We start from the raw sequence: 16,903 nt of genomic DNA, 5'->3' as shown, positions 1-16,903 counted from the left end.
TCTTGTTGTTCGACTTAGCTAATGGCTCTCTTTATTAATTCTTCCTGTTCATCTACCGATATATTATAGATAGATCTTATCGTCGTAGGAGGAGAATGAGCCATGCATATAACGAATATGACCTCTGCTATGGGAACGAGACTTAATGTAGCTGTTAGTCACCAAACTAACGATAAAACCATAAATTCAAACAGCAAGACAAGTGGTAGCGGAGACCACTTATCGATAAGCAAATCTGCAAAAGCAGCTTTTCAAAATCAATCTAAAATGAGCGGAATGGTTGATTCTCTACTTAAACAAAAACAGAGTATCATCGATAGCAAGAACAGCTTGATTGAAAGAACTACCCAAAGCTCTCACAGTCTGGATTCAATTCAAGATCAACTTAAGGACTTCGACAAGCAGCTCCAAACAATTGACCAACAAATTGCGAAGTACACCTTTGAAGAGCAACAAAAGAACTTAGAAAAAGCTCAAAAAGAAGATCTATCGGATGAACCTAAAACCGAGCAAGAGACACAAAACGAAAGATTGAATACGATTGTTGCTATAAGCCAAAATGTTTCACAAATGGAGGTAGTTTCTTCCACCCATTCTAAGATGCATGGCGAGGCAAGAGTTCTGACCAAGGAAATCGAATCGGATGAAGCTCGTTCTACTCATTCTGCAACAGCCAAACGTGAGCAGTTATCCAAAATCGAAGATAGAATATCGGAAATGAATGAAACGTTAGGCGATACCATAAAAGACACCGGAGATAAAATTAAAGATCAGGAACGGACTGAGAAATTAGCCACCTACCAAGGAATTCAGCGTTTAGCCGAAGATTCTGATAAGTCGCAGCTAGAAATACTAATCTAACAAAGACAAAATTCTCTATATAGAAAAAGCAATCGGACCTCTACTACATCAAAGGGTCTACCGATTGCTTTTTTAAATGCAGATGATGTTATTGTTCAACTATTCCTTCCGAATCACGATAAAGCAGGTGCTGTCTGGCAAGGCCACTTCCTGTCCGCTCTCATCCATGAATCTTACTCTGTCGCACAGTGCTTCGGTATACCCTTCTTGCAAGTAATGCCGGAAGACTTCAATCTTCGCCTGCTTTCCTAAATTCTGCTCAATAAATGAGGCGAACTCCGTAGGGGTAAAGTATCCAAACTGTTCTTGGACCTCATGAATGTAAGCTTCTTCGCCCCAAGTATACGTATATAAAAATTCCATGGCATCATTAACGGGCATAAGAACTTCTTGCGCCTCTAATCTTTGATACTGAATCTGACGTCCGGCAAAATCCTTCGCATATCGCTCCAGCCACACCAGACCGTCCTCTTCCAGAAAGCGAACTCTCCTCAGCAATGATGGGGGTTCGGTCATAATCCCATCACGAATAATGATAACCCCACCTGCTGACAATACATCAAAGGCACTTCGCAGGGCTGCGGAGACGGTGTCATGATTGAACTTTTTACCATTAAACGGCACATAAGAATATAGCTCATGCAAGATGGAAGAGAAGATTACCGTGTCCACTGTTCCAGCCACCACGAAATCTTTAAGGTTCAGCGCATCTCCCTGAAGGACCTCCCACTGACGACCTTCCCGCTGCTTACGCTGCCGCAGAGCTTCCACTACATTGCTCGATATATCAATGCCGATAGGGGTGACATCTGGCATACGCTCTTCCAACAAATCCAGCAGCACACCGCCGCCCGGACCGATATCGAGCACTTTTTGACCAGTAACATGCTCCAGAATTACGGCTTTATAATCTGCTGTATTATTCATCTGACTTAAGTAGGTATCTTCATTATGAAAACGGTCGAATGCGTCCCTCCGCAGCTCGAACAGGTCGAACAACAGCAATACTGCACGTTCATACAAAGGCGACTTTTCAGCTTCCATACAAAATTCAATCAGCTTCTCTGCTGCTGCCGAGAATTGGAACTGGAAAAACACCGTGTCTGGCAGATGCTCCTTAGCATATTGACGAAGCATTAGATGCGGGTTCTCAGCAGGCAAAGTCCCTTGTTCGATTTCCTCCCATGTAAGCTCCGATAAATATTTTTCGATAATCCGCTTCTTATAAACGTTGATCTTCTTAACACCCTTGTAGTCGTAGTAAATGCTGTTCATGACATGTTCGAAGCTGATATGATTTAGGGATTCATTCTGGGCCCTATGAGCAGCAAGTATCATCAACTTCAGAAATTGCTCCAGCGAAAAGGTCTGCAGTGCAGATTCCACATACCAGAAGATAATCTTACTTAAGGCGTCCAATCGTTCCGCATGGAAGCCTTCGTGCATAAGCTTTGCCCATTCCGTAGTGAAATCCTCCCCCCTGGAGATCGGACCCAGCCGCATTCTGCGCAGTCTTTCTTTCATCGGCATTGGACTAGCAAGTTCACCGGATGAAATCAGAGCGATAAGCTGTTTCACTTCATGCTCTACACTCAGCCAGAGCTCGGGGGACACAGCGCCGATAACGCACTGATTAAGTACCGTCAACAACCGTTCCAGTTCCTCCGCCGTCAGCAGCTGCGCTTCCACAATCTCATGCAGCGGCTTATTCACTTCTGGTGGGACCTCCCCACGAATTTGCTGTCCTATTAGCCCATGGGTTTCAATAAGTCGTTGAACCATTGTGCCTTTCTCGGAGACTGTCCTGCCCAAATGCCTTTCATATAACTGAGCGGAACCAATATTATGTACAAAACAGTTAATGCCTTCCTCCTGCCAAAGTAAGCGCTCCTTCAATGTGCCACCTTTAGCCGATTCTGACCAAATTAATGTTTCTTCTACAAGCTCTTTTACCCAAATCGAACAGGGAAGTTGATTCAGAATCCTCAGACTGCGTTCCACATAGTCCAGCACAGAATTCCTGTGGTCCAGCTCCTCCAAAGTTGCCACACGTTCCAGATTTACAATTTGCTCCTCCGCTTGAACAATAAGCTTCAGCCAGAGATGATCTTCTAAATGTTCTTGCACGCCTTCACGGTATAAGGTGATAGCTTCCAACGATTTCAGCATATACTCCTCCTTCGCTCCAAAGCGGAGATGATAATAAAAAACAGAACCAGGACTCATGAAATACCCATGTCCCGATTCTGTTTGCATTCACACATTTAAGTTCCGAACCGTTGCCGATATCCGCACTTGCGGCACAGCTCTTCTACCGCCTCTCTACGAGAGAACCCGTAAAATAGATTGTTCGCTCGTTCACCCTCTACGATTTCTGAGAACGGAGTCTCATGAATGTTTCCGAGGTTAATGACGCCTTCACCATCCAGACAGCACGGTACAACGGTACCATCCACAAGGATTGCCGCTTGGCTGCGCAGCGCATGACAGAACCCTTTTCCGTCATCTTCCGGCTCGTTCAGTGCAGGCCAACGGAACTCATGGTCCTGATTGAGATATACCCGTGGGGCAACCTTGACGCCGCTGCCAGGTACAACCTTTTCTTCGATCTTGAAATCAAGGTTAAAGGCTTCCTCCAGCACAGCAAGGGTCTCACGGTTCCGATTTTTCTCCAGATTGGTCAGATTATCCTCCGTTAAATTCCACAGCCGGAAGGAAATAATGACCCCTTGCGCGGAGGCTTCCCGTACAAAAGAAATTATCTCCGACAAATACCCTTCGCGGTTCTCAGATCCTTCATGCCCGTCAAAGCTATGCAGAGAGAAGTTCATCTGTCGTAATGCAGGTTTGCCTAGAATCTTAGGGCCAGCCTTATGAATTAACGTACCATTGGTAGTAATATTGACCTTGAACCCTTTGGCATGTGCCGCATCCAGCAGCTCACCAATCTTGGGATGCAGCAATGGCTCACCTTTTACGTGAAGGTAAATATGATTACTATGTGGCTTAATTTCATCTAATATCGTATTAAAAGTATCGAGCTTCATAAAATTCTTTGTTCGGGCGGTTGGTGGACAAAAGCTGCAGGCCAGGTTGCAGACGCTTGTTATCTCAATGTATACCTTTTTAAAAGTCTTCAAGTGCTGCTCCCCATTCTATTTATAGATCTGCGGCATAGCGGAGGCCGATTTGTGCTCTGGCTTCCTCCATAACCTCTGCTACCGCCAAGGAATTCGCATGCGTGTTAATTCTGCTTTCCCGGTCACCGTTCTTAATTAAGTTAATAAATTCCTCAACCTCATAATACATAGACTCGAACACCTGAGGCTGCGTAAGCTCCTCGACGGTTCCATCGCGATACTGAATCTTCACTTGGTAAGGCTGGTTGATCTTATCGATCACCATGGTACCACTTTCCCCTTGAATCTCGGCTGGTAAATAGGAATCAGCGATCTTGGAATGCATCACAACTGCGTCCATATCATCGTATTGCATAACAATACTTCCTTCACCATCCACACCAGAAGATAGCATAAGACCCACAGCCTGTACAGAATTCGGTTTCCCGAACAACACTACCATAGGATACAAGCAATAAACGCCAAGATCCATGAGCGAGCCGTTAGAGAAGGCCGGATTAAAAGCATTTAACACCGTTCCCTGCCGATAAGCATCATATCTCGATGAGTATTGACAATAACTCGCGAAATAACGGCGAACTTGGCCGATTTTATACAAATTGTCTCTGATCACTCCGAAATTCGGCATGAATGTCGATTTCATTGCTTCTACCAACAACACATCATTGTTCTTCGCAGCTTCAATCATTGCTCTTAGCTCCGCACTGTTTGAGGCAGCTGGTTTCTCACAGAGCACGTGCTTGCCATGATTTAAGCACATAATCGCCTGCTCAGCATGCATGGAGTTCGGGCTTGCAATGTATATAGCATCGACATCTTTACTGGAAACCATATCTTCCAAATTCGTATAAATTGTAGCTCCAGCATATTTTGCAGCAAAGGCCTGACCTTTCTCCATTGTGCGGGAGTACACGGCTGTCAGGATAAACTCCTCATTCTCCAAGCCGGCTTGCACGAAGCGGTCTGTAATAAAGTTTGTTCCAATGACCCCGAAACGAATTGTCATGATAATCCCGTCCTTTTTAGTTCTTACTAAATCTCTATATGCTATTTTCTCACTCTCTGGGTAGTAATGTCTACTTTTCAGGACAAATTTCCGACAAATTCTGATAGATCCACCTTGTGAAAAAAAGCACCACTCCTTCATCTTTTGTCGATAAGAAACTATTCCTGGTAGACTGCGACATGATTTGTCGAAGGATGCAGTAAAAAGGCTCCCATTCTTAACTTAAGAACAGGAGCCTTATGAGCCATATAGAGTTACTGCTTATTTATAAAAAGCCTGCAATTGACGCACAATTTCATCCTTGTCATGATCCACTACGGTTTGATGCTGTGGCATCTCGAACAACGCTTTAATTTGTGCCGGGAATTCCTGCTTAATATCGATCAGGGTTATCGCTTCATCAAATTTAGCTGGATGTGCCGTCGCAAAGGTAATTCCAATCTCGTCCGAGCCATTAAAAGCCTCGTAAGCCGCGATTCCACATGCAGTATGCGGATCAAGCAGATAGTTATATTCTTTTTGATACTTAGCGATTGTATTCAAGCATTGGTCATTCTTCACACCCAGCGCTGCAAAATCCTGCTGCACCTGCTGAAGCGCATCGCCTTCAACCGTAATCTTACCTTCAGTTTGGAGCTTGGACATATACGCGGATAGTTTCTCGGAATCCTCGCCTACCAAATAATATAGATAACGCTCAAAATTGCTCGCCACTTGGATATCCATTGAAGGACTGTATGTGCTTGTGAAGCTGCCCGGTTTGTATTCCCCGGTGTTCACGAAACGCTCCAAGATGTTATTTTCATTCGTGGCAATAATCAGTTTGTTAATCGGCAATCCCATTTGCTTCGCCAAATATCCGGAGAAAATATTACCGAAGTTGCCGGAAGGCACGCTAATGTTAATCTTCTTCTCACTGCTGCCATCGACATGTAGATACGCATAGAAATAGTAGACGGTCTGCGCCAGAATACGCACAAAGTTAATGGAGTTGATTGCACGCAGATGATAGCGACCCTTAAAGTCGAGATCCGCGAACAGATCTTTAATTACCTTCTGGCAATCATCAAAGTTACCGTGCACAGACAGGTTCAGTACATTGCTATCATCTACCGTAGTCATCTGCAGCTCCTGCACTTTACTTACCTTCCCATGCGGATGCAGAATACAGATCTTGATGCCTTCTTTACCGCGAACGCCCTGAATGGCAGCCGCCCCGGTATCCCCTGAGGTTGCTCCGAGGATGTGGATGATCTTGTTCTGCTTTTTGGAAATATAAGAATACAGCTCACCCATAAACTGCAGCGCTACATCTTTGAAGGCAAAAGTAGGGCCATGGAACAATTCCAAGACATATAAGGAATCATTCACTTGGTGAATAGGCGTTACTTCCGGCGTGCGGAAATTGCCATAACTAGTGTTGACCATGTCCTGTAAATCCTCGTAAGGAATTTCATCATTAGTGTAATAAGCGAAGATCTTCAGGAACAGCTCCTGGTAGCTAAGACTTCTCCACTCTTCCAAAGTAGCTGCTGAAACGACAGGAATCTCGGCTGGGACCATTAATCCACCATCATCCGCAAGTCCCATCAACACCGTATCGATAAAGCCTTTAGGTTCCACATTGCCTCTTGTGCTTATATACTTCATGCTCATCCTCCTGAACCCCTCTATAAATACATATAAATTATAAGTTTCACTTTATAGCTGCTTGTTTTCCCTATATACTACCACGTTTACGCGCTAAAGTCCGTTAATTCTTTGTCTTATTTTGTAGCTCTTTCCAGACAGTTTTGTTGCTGTATTGCCGTTCTGTACTGACATCCTTACCGAACCATTCCGGTGCCTTGAAGCTCTCCGCTTCCTCTAAAGATTCAAATTCAACCTCCAGAACGGACAATTTCAGCTGAGAATACACGTCGATCTCAACCGTTGTGCCCTTCCACACTGCAGTAATCCGCTCTTTGACCAAGGCTACCGCATTTACTGCCTCAATCATCTGATTATATAAACCCTCTGAGATAAAATATTCGATTTCTTCACGTTTGATCCCTTTGCCGTCCTTAAACGTATGCGTGTAGGTTACTTCGCCTGAGTCCAGATCCGTAATTTTACGCACACGCAGCTCTTGGCCCCCATCTATCGCCAAATAAGTCTGATCGATATTATGCCGGGTAATAATCTTCAATTCGCCTTCTTGAATAAGCCGCTCCGGAAATTCCGGCAGCAGAAACTTGCGTTCGATCTCCAAAGCCATGATGTTTCGCTCCTCTTCGTGCCATTTATTTTATATTACTAATCATCATAGGGGTGAGACAAACCCAAGTCAATGTAGATTACAGAGAAATAGGTTATGCTTTTATCAAAAAATGAAACTGTTACGATCAGCCTGTGACTGTCCAGGTTCAGGATCTACGATTGTCGGGGGGGCCTCATTGTCTAGCTATCCGGACCCAGAAGGCAGCGCGGATAATAATAGAAACAGCGACGGTCATGGACGTGAAAAAGCAAGCCCTAGACTGTCGCTGCTAATTATGGACATTTTAAATATTTCCTAACAAAGAGGACATATTTTTTTGATTTTCTGCGAGCCAAATCATTTCCTTCGCAAAGCGAGCTGGCGGTATACTATGTTGATCCTTGTTAGCATTAATCCACCATGTACTTTCCATATACCACAACAACTGTAATGAATGCGTTAAATAGCCCTCTATCACTTCACGTTCCTCACTGTACCCTTCCATAAACGCCGAAGCCAGAGAGACATCTAAATCATCATCTAAAGCACAAGACATAACAGCACGAGCTACATCAAGCTGCGGATAGTCATATTTTAGTCGATCAAAATCTAGAATTGCAGATAGTCCATTATCATTAAATAAAAGATTATCTACCCAAAGGTCACGATGTGCCCATCCTGTTTGAAGTAGTTCGAGTAGTTCTATATTCATTTCTTCTGTAGCTTTTATTTGAGCTTCTATATCAGCAAGTAGCAGAGGTTTACCAATTCCCTTACACTCATGCCAAACTACATTCCAATGTGCTAAACGCGCCTCCCGGCTTGGGGGATTAAATTGCGGACTGTTATTCATACCAAGTGTCCCGTCATTTAACAATCGATGCATTTTTCCTGTTGCTCGACCTAAATCGTATATTTGATGGATATTAGTTTTACCTGGTGACATTATTTTTCCTTGGCAATATGCCATCACTATGAAACGTTCTCCATTACCAGATTCAAGAAAAATATTTTCGTTCTGTGTTAACACTTTGGGGCATGCTAGACCTTGATCATATAATCTAATCTGTTGAGAGAGTGCTAACAATAGCTCCTCTGGGTTATATAATTTATATCTTTCTTTGTTATATTGTTTAAATAAAAATTCCCCTGCATCCGTCGTAACTTTCCACTTTAAATTTAACCAGCCTCGTTTTATTGAAGTAGTCTCTATTACATTCAGACCGAAACTTTGATGAAATGTTTTTATTAGGTCTTCCAGGATCATTTCCTCTGTGAATATAGTCTCCATTGGGTCAACTCCTATATTTAGAGTGTATAAGTTTTTATTCCTTATGGAGACCAATATAACCTTTTGGATAAATCTAAGTTTTGTAAATAAAACCTAATTAGTCTGTTATTAATTTGGAATACATATTGAGATCTATAAACTTTCCGTTTACTTTTTCATACCTTCTTAAGGTTCCCTCAAACATAAAGTTTAGCTTTTGCAAGACTTTTATTGAATTCACGTTTTCGGGTTCCACTTTTGCTTCGATTCGATTCAGCTTCAAGGTTGAGAATGCGCATTCTAACAAAGCACTTATAGCTTCTGAAGCGTACCCGCTTCCCCAAAATGCTCTAGCAATATCATATCCAATCTCTGCTTTTTCATTTTCAAAATCTAAGAAATTATACCCACAAGAACCTATGATTTCATTGGATTCCTTTTCAATTACGGAGAAACGAATAGCTTTGTTATCTCGAGAAAATTCATCAAGCAGTTGTATCATCTCTTTTACCTGACTTTCATCAGTAAAGCAATCGACATTCATGAACTTGGTAACCTCTGGATCAGACCACACTTTAAACAAACTTGGCGAATCCGAAACCTTCATTTTTCTTAAATGTAATCGTTCTGTGTGTAACTCTGTAGTTAACATTATTTTTACCTCCATTAAATTTTAATAGTTGGTTTAAAAATAATGATCTCTGCGCATAGTTCAGTCCCTTCATTTATCATTCCCCATTAGAGTATCACATCATCTCTAAAACGAATAATATACCTCTTTCCCCTTAAGAAAATCCTGACATAAGGTGCTGCATATTTTGGAGGCGTGCTCTTTGATCCAGCCGTTCCTCTCAGAATCATGAATAAAAAATACGTAACTAATAAAAATATCCATAAATATTTGTCCTTCAATGTACCGAATCTCATTTAGCGAAAAGCTAGATTTAGAAGCATAACCCTCCAAAAGCGTTTTGCGGAGCTCACTTTTCAGCATAGAAGATGCAGAGCCCAAATCAAACAAGTAATATCCATAACCAAATAAGCAATAATCTATTAAGATCGGGTTTTGTTCTGACACAACGACATTCCCCAGCTGAAAATCAGCATGAATGAATCCCCATGAGTTCTCCCTAGCGTCTAGTTCTGCTAACTGTTCTTTTACTACGAGTAGAACGCTACGAATAACTTCGTAATCCTCCTGATTAAGGGCTCCATTGTCTGCTCCCTTTCCAAGTTCTATTAAAGTTTCATCAATCTTTTTGACGTTATATACAGGTCTATGTAACTCCAAGGGCATTAGCGTTCGTGAGAATTCATGTAAACTGGCAAGATTTCTACCTAATCTATAAACAATCTGTTCAATGTTGTCTTCATCTTGGGTAAGCGTAAAGCCTTCAATCCATTCTAAAAGCGTTGCCAAGCTGGTACCGAATCGCTCCGAACTATATTCAGTAACCATCTGCCCCTTCTGATTTACAACCGGTCTTTGAACTTTCAGTATGTTCTTCTGATCGATTTCCCGCAGAAAAAACATTTCGGACTGCAATCCATCTCGAGTATGTTGTAAGCCTGAGAACCCTTCCGATATTGGTTTATGTATACGTAATAAGTACTTCTTGTTATCCAGCTGGTTGGTCACTTTAAATGTAATATTCTCATTATGTCTAATGAATTCAATGATTGGATCAATAAACGAATACTGCAACAATACTTTCTCAGCTTCAATAATCACAAGACTTCCCTCCTTTGAATCTAGAATATCCTTTATATTGTACCTGTTGTTCGTTGTATTTTGTTGGAATAAATAACTATATTTAAATTATCTCTTTGATGACTCTTATAAAAAAATAGAGGTACATATTAGTTTCCTAATACGTAACTCTATTTATTACATTAGCTTTTATTCATTGCATTAATGCAAAATCAATACACCAAACCCTTCCAAAGTAACCTCACCCGATAATGTTGTTCCGCTCAGTAAATCCGTTTTGGTCTCATGTAGATGTATGGAGGCAGGCGTCTCACTATAGTTAAGTAAAAAATTATAACTGGAATTAGCCGCGCTACGAATTTGCAGCTCTACTTCTGCTGGAAGCTCGATCCACTCTGCTGGCGACTGCAAACCGATTTGATCAATGATTATAGACGCTGCTTGTTCATTAAAGACTGCTCCGTGATACCAAACTTCGCCTTTGCCGCGATGATTTCTCGTAACCGCCGGTTTTCCCGCGTAATAGTCCGAAGCATAAACCGCCATGACTTCGGCCGAATCATCCTCAATTCGGAGAATATCATTAAAATCATCTGCCCCAGTGACCACTTCGGCCACACCTGACCAGCTAATCGTTGTTGGTTGACGACTGCCTTTAACCATTGTGAATTCTTCGACTGTGATCCCGCATAGATCCCTGGCAGCACCTGGGAACGGACGCATATAACATTGACCACGTTCATCCTTATAACCGGTTCTACATCCGAAGATCAGTTTTCCACCTTGCTGAACATATTCATCCAGTAGTGACGCTGTCTCATCTGTCATGATCGCCGGGTGAGGATAGATAAGCACATCATATCGTGCGAGCTCTTCCAGCATTGTCTTTTTGCGTAAATAGAATACGTCATTCGGGATATGCTTCCGCTGGAGCGCTTTGTACCACTCCTTGTTGCTCTTCCACATAAACGGACCATGCCACACATCGTATTCTCCATCCCACTCATTATCATAATCACGAACGATAGCAACGTTAGCCTGATTACGAGTACCGATAAGTGCTTGACCTGCCGCCGCGAGCTCTTGTCCGATCTGTCCCGCTTCCCGTACTCTTCGGTTCGGCTGATTATGATAGTCGTTAATGCCATGCCAATAGATTTCATTACCCATCGTAGCTGTCCGCCAGCGGAAATACAGCACCATATCGGCGCCATGAGCGATCGATTGATAAGTCCATAACCGCATCTGTCCCGGCTTCGGAGAAGGCATATCCATCCGGTTCACCCAGCCACCCGGCCCCGATTGCTGCTCCATAATACAGAAATTCGGAGAAATCGAACGGACAACAGATAACGACAGCCCCCAGCCTCTATCATTCAGCGGATTCCGCTCGTTCGGGTCATTAGAAATAGTAGAGAACTGCGGATAAGAATCATAGCTGAAGAAATCCAGCAGCTCATCCGTCATTTCATGGCTATCGAGATGCCCGAACAGACCATTCGTGGTTACCCATTGTTTTGGAGCATGTTTACGAATGATATCCGCTTGGTTTTTGGCAAAAGAGATCGTATTGTCCGATATAAACCGTTTTTCATCCAAAGCCTGATGGGGATTAGGCTGCTTAGATACTGGAGTAGGCCGTGGAAGATAGACCTGAGACCAGTCACTGTAGCTTTGATTCCAAAAAACAGCTCCCCAAGCCTCGTTCAAATGCTCAAGCGTAACATATTTCTGCTGCAGCCATTCCCGAAAAGCCTTATGGTCACTCTCGGAGTAAAATTCACTAATTTCGCAGTTGAGCTCATTATCAATTTGCCAGCCGACTACACCTGGATGATTGCCGTAATGTTTAACCATCTGTTCAGTAATCCTTGCACACAGCTCCCGATATATGGGGCTACTGTAATTATAATGACGACGCATGCCATGCTGAAGGGTAACACCTTCATACGTCACGTTCAATACTTCTGGATACTTATGGGTCAGCCAAGCTGGAGGGGTTGCCGTCGGGGTTCCGAGAACAACCTGCAGACCATTTTTATGAGCTAAATCAATCGCCCGATCAAAGAGTCCGAACTGGAATTCACCCTCAGCAGGTTCAAAAATTGACCAAGCAAATTCCCCCATCCGAATGATCGTGAAGCCCAGTTCCCGCATCCGGCGATAATCGTCCTCCCACAGGCTTTCCGACCAGTGTTCCGGATAATAACAGACGCCAAGCTCGAATTTTTCTGTTGCGACAGGTTTCTTCATGATTACCTCCAAAGTATTAAAAATATGCTTTCAGTATTTTATAATTCTATTGTAGTATCAGTAATAAGAAGGCTTATATAACAAAATATTGCGATCGTATAACAATCTTGCGTTAATTACCTTAATCCAACTAGCGCTCTGCAGCGCGATAGAAACGGGTGCTGTCAATCATGAAGAAACAATGGTATTTGCCGACACCGGCTTTTTCAAAATATGTCTGTTATCCTGAATTTTTGGGGCACTACACTCACTTTCCACAGCATACTGAAAGAAGAAGTGAAGGGTTTCTGGGAAGCTATAACCTGCATTTAATCTTTGGTGGGGAAGGTTATGTATTCCATGAGGGTGAACGTATTCCGATGAGCAGAGGACGAGGTTTTCTTTACCCTAAAGGTGCTTATCAGCAGTATGGGTCTGATCCCGGAGAGCCTTGGGATGTTCGTTGGGTTCATTTTAGTACTGAAATTGTACTCCCCTTATTAGAAGAAGTGGACCAGTCACGTGCATACCTGTTCACTTTTGATTTAGAGGCCAAGCTGGACGAGCTGTTCGAGGAAATGTACTTGCTGAGCGCTTCCTATGTAACACGTAGTGAGCCAAGACTATCCGCGCTACTCTATGAGCTTCTAGTGAAATTGCTGCAGAACTCGGAACCGCTTCACGGCTCCGTCCCCCACGAGGTCAGGCAGTCTATCCGCAGTGCCGCAGATATCATACACGTCGAATGTGCCCGCCCTTGGTCACTCGAGTCGATGGCAAGACTAACAGGGTATAGTAGCTATCATTTTCTTCGGCTGTTCCGGATGGTTATGGGGAAAACCCCAAACCGTTATTTAACGGATTGTAGACTGGCCAGAGCAAAGCTTCTACTGGTTTCTACCGGACTCTCCATTGCTCAGGTTGCGATACAATCCGGCTTTTCCCAGTCCAGCTATTTTATTAAAGTGTTCAGAACGTTTGAGGGAATGTCTCCCGTAAAGTACCGACAGGCTTTTGGATCATAATGCTTAAACGATGAACAAGAAAAAACCGAACGACAATCAGAGATAATCCTGAAGTACGTTCGGTGCAACGGTATATTTATTTAATCTCTTTCATAAATGATCTGAAGTTTTCTACGATCTCTTTTGCTTTCGTACGATATAAATAATGTCCTTCTTCAAAGGTTATCACTTTTCCATTTACAGAGTCTTTCACTTGCTTTACATGCTCTGGTAACCATCTATCCGTTACTGGATGATTCGCTTGTACAAATAAGATTAGAGGAAGATTTTTGGGAAACGATAAATTTTCAGCTCCTTTAAAATTAGAATACATACTTCCGGCTTCATTTAATTGGGTAGGATTATATATGTTTTGGCGATTAATCAATCTCATTTGTTCTTTTGTTGTATCATCAAATGGCAGTTCAGCAATGGGGTCAGCACTTAGTTTCATTTGCAATCTGATGAGACCTGATTTTTTGAGTAGATTTAAAGCTCTCAATGCCGAGGCTTCAATCTTCCGCTCACTTAGCGATGGAACGCTGCTATCGAGCCCGACAAATGCACTCACTTCATTTTCATATTTGTTAACATAATCTATTCCGTAAAGGCCAGAAATGGAGTGACCCATTAGAATATAACGGTCAATATGAAGACCCTGTAGAGCTTCATGAATTTCACTTACAATATTCTCTGTGCTGCGCTCCTTTTTGGTCAGATCACTTAATCCATACCCAAAAGGCTCAATCACGACAACTTTGTAAAACGGGGATAGCTCATCTATTAATGCTTTAAAATCAAGAGCTGGTGCTGCTGTGCCATAGCTTGGTAGAAGCACGACTGTTTCTTCGCCATCCCCTTGAATCAAAACATTCATGTTCTTCCCATCTACAGGTACTAGCTGACCATAAGGTTCTATTCTTCTTTGTTCCGATTTGTTGCTGATCAGATTAACGGTATACACAATGGCGAGAAACAGCACGATGGCTATGATTATTGCTCCTAATATTTTAACTAGAATATTTAGTATCTTGCTTGTTCTCGCGCCTGCCTTCGTTGTTATGGCTTCTCTTATTTTCACTCGTATCTTCTCCTGTCATCCTCTGTGTATTGGACTGCCCTAAACCACTGTTAAGCTAAGGCTAACCAATGAAGATGTACTCCCCATGACGTCATCATGAACAGAATATGAACAGACAAAAATAAATACTTATATACCCATACAAAAAGCAAGCCAAGAGCCGGGCTCATGGCTTGCTTCCTTTTGAAATAAACTCCCTATTCCTGCACCTTCAATTTAAAGCATCCGCTGACAAAATCCTGCTGGATATCCGGCAGAGCCAGTCCGACCTGCATTAGCCGATCACCGCCGTAAACCTCACCACTTGCCTCCAGAGTATAATTCAGCTCCGGATTCAAGCCATTCAGCTTCAGGCTGCGGCGTGGCGGGTGCGGCACAGCCATTACCCGGAAGTAATAAATGAGTGCCTCATGTTGATCGTCTGAGACGAACATCCATGCCGTCTCATTCCCCTCGAACGGGCTTTGCAGACGGTACAGATTGCCCTGCTGTACAAGACTGCGGATCTGTTTATAGTTCGCAATCTGCTCCCTCACAAGCTCCTTCTCTTCGTCAGTAAACTTGGTAAGATCCAGCTCATAACCAAAATTACCGGACATAGCTACATCTCCACGGAAGGAAAGCGGGGTGATCCGTCCTACCTGATGATTCGGTACGGCAGACACATGCGCGCCTATCGAACTAACCGGATATACCAGACTTGTTCCATATTGAATCTTTAGCCGTTCCACAGCATCGGTATCATCACTGGTCCAGGTCTGCGGCATGTAATGCAGCATACCCGGGTCGAAGCGTCCACCACCACTACAGCAGCTCTCGAACAGGATATGTGGAAACTCTGAAGTGATTCGCTCCAATAGCTCATACAGACCAAGGACATAACGATGTGCAGTCTCCCCTTGGCGTTCAGGGGGTAACTCTGCAGAGCCAATCTCCGTTAAACAACGGTTCATATCCCATTTCACATAGCTAATGGGCACCGTCGAGAAAATTCGGGATAATGACTCATAAATGTACTGGCGCACATCTTCCCGTGTATAGTCCAGCACCAATTGCCAGCGGGCTTCGCTGCGGCGGCGTCCCGGCACATGCAGACACCAGTCGGGATGCTTACGATAGAGGTCGCTATCTGGCGAGATCATTTCTGGCTCGAACCAGAGTCCGAACTGTAAACCTAGATGGTTCACGCGCTGGGCAACATCAGACAATCCGCCTGGAAGCTTGCGTAGATCCTCCACCCAGTCTCCGAGAGAGGAATTGTCAGCGTCTCTTTTGCCAAACCAGCCATCATCCAGCACGAATAGCTCGATCCCAAGCTTCGCGCCTTCGGCCGCAATGGACTCCAGTTTGTCCGCATTGAAGTTAAAATAGGTAGCTTCCCAATTGTTGACCAGAATAGGCCGTTCCTTATCTCTAAATACCCCTCTGCATAAACGGGTCCGGTACAAACGGTGATAGGTTCTCGACATTTCCCCGATCCCCTCAGATGAATACACCATAACTACTTCTGGGGTCTGGAATTGTTCTCCCGGCTCCAGTAGCCATGAGAAATCAAAAGCGTTCAGCCCCATCGTAAACCTTGTCATCCCGAAGGAATCGACCTCTGCCTCGGCTTCAAAGCCTCCGCTATATACAAGACTGAAGCCGTAGGCCTCTCCATGATTTTCATCCGTTTCAGGTTTCACCAGCGCTGCAAATGGATTTAACTGATGACTGCTCATCCCTCTGCGGCTCCCAATGGTCGTACCCCCTTGCACCAGACGTCTGCGAGTCAGATTACCTTCTCTTGACCAAGCCCCTGCCAAATAGATCATATCCATTTCGCCAGACGAGAAATCGACACTGGCACTCAGTGCACGTTGTAATTGGAGCTGGGCATCTCCACCATTTGTGAACTCCACAGAGCGGGTAATCACGTTAGAATCCTCATATATGGTATATCGTAAAATAACAGTTAGCTTGGCATAATCATCCTTGAGCGTAAGCTCCAGCGTCTGTGCTTCCTGGTCGGACTCCACATATACTGAAGGCAGCCCAGCAAGTGCTGGTTTCCCCTTCATGACCCGGTATCCACTGTATTTCAATTCCGTGATACGAGTGCCATCTTCAAGCCGAACTTGATAAGCGGGTGTTCTGAAATCTCCCGTACCGTATTGTGGGTATTCCTGCGGGAGTCGGTCAAGCCCCGTATTTCCTCCCAGATTCAACAGCCCTTCCAAATTACTGTCACTCCGTAGCTTCTTGCCCCAATACACATGTGCCGGATAATCATTGATAAGCTGAAGAATATAACTCATTCCTGCACTTTGTAAATGGAAAAGCCCCTGATCTTCCTGAATTAAAATCCCCATGCGCTAGT

Annotated in this window: 14 protein-coding genes; 3 read left to right on the top strand and 11 right to left on the bottom strand. The window is 43.6% G+C overall.

Annotation, left to right across the window (positions count from 1 at the left end):
* Positions 1–102: 102 nt before the first annotated feature.
* Complete coding sequence (locus ACN6MV_RS04580; RefSeq protein WP_375104851.1) at positions 103–861, top strand: hypothetical protein; 759 nt, start codon at positions 103–105, stop codon at positions 859–861.
* Positions 862–960: 99 nt separating this feature from the next.
* Here the strand turns inward: ACN6MV_RS04580 and ACN6MV_RS04575 are convergent, their stop codons facing one another.
* The 5 genes from ACN6MV_RS04575 to ACN6MV_RS04555 form a co-directional block, all read right to left on the bottom strand.
* Positions 961–3,030: a class I SAM-dependent methyltransferase gene (locus ACN6MV_RS04575; protein WP_419885804.1), complete on the bottom strand. Its 2,070-nt coding sequence runs from the start codon at positions 3,028–3,030 to the stop codon at positions 961–963.
* Positions 3,031–3,125: 95 nt separating this feature from the next.
* A complete protein-coding gene (locus tag ACN6MV_RS04570) occupies positions 3,126–4,001 on the bottom strand; it encodes a radical SAM/SPASM domain-containing protein (protein ID WP_042124302.1) in 876 nt (291 codons plus the stop codon).
* Positions 4,002–4,020: 19 nt separating this feature from the next.
* The gene (locus ACN6MV_RS04565) at positions 4,021–5,007 is read right to left on the bottom strand and encodes a Gfo/Idh/MocA family protein (protein WP_042124299.1); all 987 of its coding nucleotides are present in this window, start codon (positions 5,005–5,007) and stop codon (positions 4,021–4,023) included.
* 261 nt (positions 5,008–5,268) lie between these two features.
* On the bottom strand, positions 5,269–6,657 hold the full coding sequence (gene thrC / locus ACN6MV_RS04560; RefSeq protein ID WP_419885803.1) for a threonine synthase: 1,389 nt from the start codon (positions 6,655–6,657) through the stop codon (positions 5,269–5,271).
* Positions 6,658–6,760: 103 nt separating this feature from the next.
* Positions 6,761–7,264 (bottom strand): CYTH domain-containing protein, encoded by a 504-nt coding sequence (locus ACN6MV_RS04555; protein ID WP_042124295.1) that lies wholly within the window; start codon positions 7,262–7,264, stop codon positions 6,761–6,763.
* Between the two features lie 178 nt (positions 7,265–7,442).
* Here ACN6MV_RS04555 and ACN6MV_RS04550 point away from each other — a divergent pair, with 178 nt between their 5' ends.
* The gene (locus ACN6MV_RS04550) at positions 7,443–7,565 is read left to right on the top strand and encodes a hypothetical protein (protein ID WP_419885802.1); all 123 of its coding nucleotides are present in this window, start codon (positions 7,443–7,445) and stop codon (positions 7,563–7,565) included.
* Here ACN6MV_RS04550 and ACN6MV_RS04545 read toward each other — a convergent pair.
* The 4 genes from ACN6MV_RS04545 to ACN6MV_RS04530 all read right to left on the bottom strand — a co-directional run bounded on the left by ACN6MV_RS04545 (position 7,551) and on the right by ACN6MV_RS04530 (position 12,480).
* Complete coding sequence (locus ACN6MV_RS04545; protein ID WP_375104847.1) at positions 7,551–8,537, bottom strand: phosphotransferase; 987 nt, start codon at positions 8,535–8,537, stop codon at positions 7,551–7,553. The genes ACN6MV_RS04550 and ACN6MV_RS04545 overlap by 15 nt on opposite strands.
* A 97-nt stretch (positions 8,538–8,634) precedes the next feature.
* On the bottom strand, positions 8,635–9,183 hold the full coding sequence (locus tag ACN6MV_RS04540; protein WP_419885801.1) for a GNAT family N-acetyltransferase: 549 nt from the start codon (positions 9,181–9,183) through the stop codon (positions 8,635–8,637).
* Positions 9,184–9,273: 90 nt separating this feature from the next.
* Complete coding sequence (locus tag ACN6MV_RS04535; protein ID WP_419885800.1) at positions 9,274–10,248, bottom strand: phosphotransferase enzyme family protein; 975 nt, start codon at positions 10,246–10,248, stop codon at positions 9,274–9,276.
* Positions 10,249–10,428: 180 nt separating this feature from the next.
* A complete protein-coding gene (locus tag ACN6MV_RS04530) occupies positions 10,429–12,480 on the bottom strand; it encodes a beta-galactosidase (RefSeq protein WP_419885799.1) in 2,052 nt (683 codons plus the stop codon).
* 170 nt (positions 12,481–12,650) lie between these two features.
* On the opposite strand from ACN6MV_RS04530, the gene ACN6MV_RS04525 reads away from it, so the two are divergent.
* A complete protein-coding gene (locus tag ACN6MV_RS04525) occupies positions 12,651–13,484 on the top strand; it encodes a helix-turn-helix transcriptional regulator (RefSeq protein ID WP_052414455.1) in 834 nt (277 codons plus the stop codon).
* A 76-nt stretch (positions 13,485–13,560) separates the two neighbouring features.
* Here the strand turns inward: ACN6MV_RS04525 and ACN6MV_RS04520 are convergent, their stop codons facing one another.
* Both ACN6MV_RS04520 and ACN6MV_RS04515 read right to left on the bottom strand, forming a co-directional pair.
* Positions 13,561–14,544, bottom strand: a complete 984-nt coding sequence (locus ACN6MV_RS04520) for an alpha/beta fold hydrolase (RefSeq protein ID WP_419885798.1) — start codon at positions 14,542–14,544, stop codon at positions 13,561–13,563.
* 197 nt (positions 14,545–14,741) lie between these two features.
* Positions 14,742–16,895, bottom strand: a complete 2,154-nt coding sequence (locus tag ACN6MV_RS04515; protein WP_419885797.1) for an alpha-galactosidase — start codon at positions 16,893–16,895, stop codon at positions 14,742–14,744.
* Between the last annotated feature and the right edge of the window lie 8 nt (positions 16,896–16,903).

The sequence above is a fragment of the Paenibacillus sp. B-A-8 genome (assembly GCF_048572915.1).
In the GTDB taxonomy this organism is placed as follows: Bacteria; Bacillota; Bacilli; order Paenibacillales; family Paenibacillaceae; genus Paenibacillus_AQ.
This window is presented reverse-complemented; position numbering and strand designations above follow the sequence as displayed.

Bases quoted from the DNA above. Each gene is read 5' to 3' on its own strand.
- ACN6MV_RS04580 (WP_375104851.1), top strand. From the start codon at position 103: ATGCATATAACGAATATGACCTCTGCTATGGGAACGAGACTTAATGTA.
- ACN6MV_RS04575 (WP_419885804.1), bottom strand. From the start codon at position 3,030: ATGCTGAAATCGTTGGAAGCTATCACCTTATACCGTGAAGGCGTGCAA.
- ACN6MV_RS04565 (WP_042124299.1), bottom strand. From the start codon at position 5,007: ATGACAATTCGTTTCGGGGTCATTGGAACAAACTTTATTACAGACCGC.
- thrC (WP_419885803.1), bottom strand. From the start codon at position 6,657: ATGAAGTATATAAGCACAAGAGGCAATGTGGAACCTAAAGGCTTTATC.
- ACN6MV_RS04555 (WP_042124295.1), bottom strand. From the start codon at position 7,264: ATGGCTTTGGAGATCGAACGCAAGTTTCTGCTGCCGGAATTTCCGGAG.
- ACN6MV_RS04545 (WP_375104847.1), bottom strand. From the start codon at position 8,537: ATGGAGACTATATTCACAGAGGAAATGATCCTGGAAGACCTAATAAAA.
- ACN6MV_RS04540 (WP_419885801.1), bottom strand. From the start codon at position 9,183: ATGGAGGTAAAAATAATGTTAACTACAGAGTTACACACAGAACGATTA.
- ACN6MV_RS04530 (WP_419885799.1), bottom strand. From the start codon at position 12,480: ATGAAGAAACCTGTCGCAACAGAAAAATTCGAGCTTGGCGTCTGTTAT.
- ACN6MV_RS04525 (WP_052414455.1), top strand. From the start codon at position 12,651: ATGAAGAAACAATGGTATTTGCCGACACCGGCTTTTTCAAAATATGTC.
- ACN6MV_RS04515 (WP_419885797.1), bottom strand. From the start codon at position 16,895: ATGGGGATTTTAATTCAGGAAGATCAGGGGCTTTTCCATTTACAAAGT.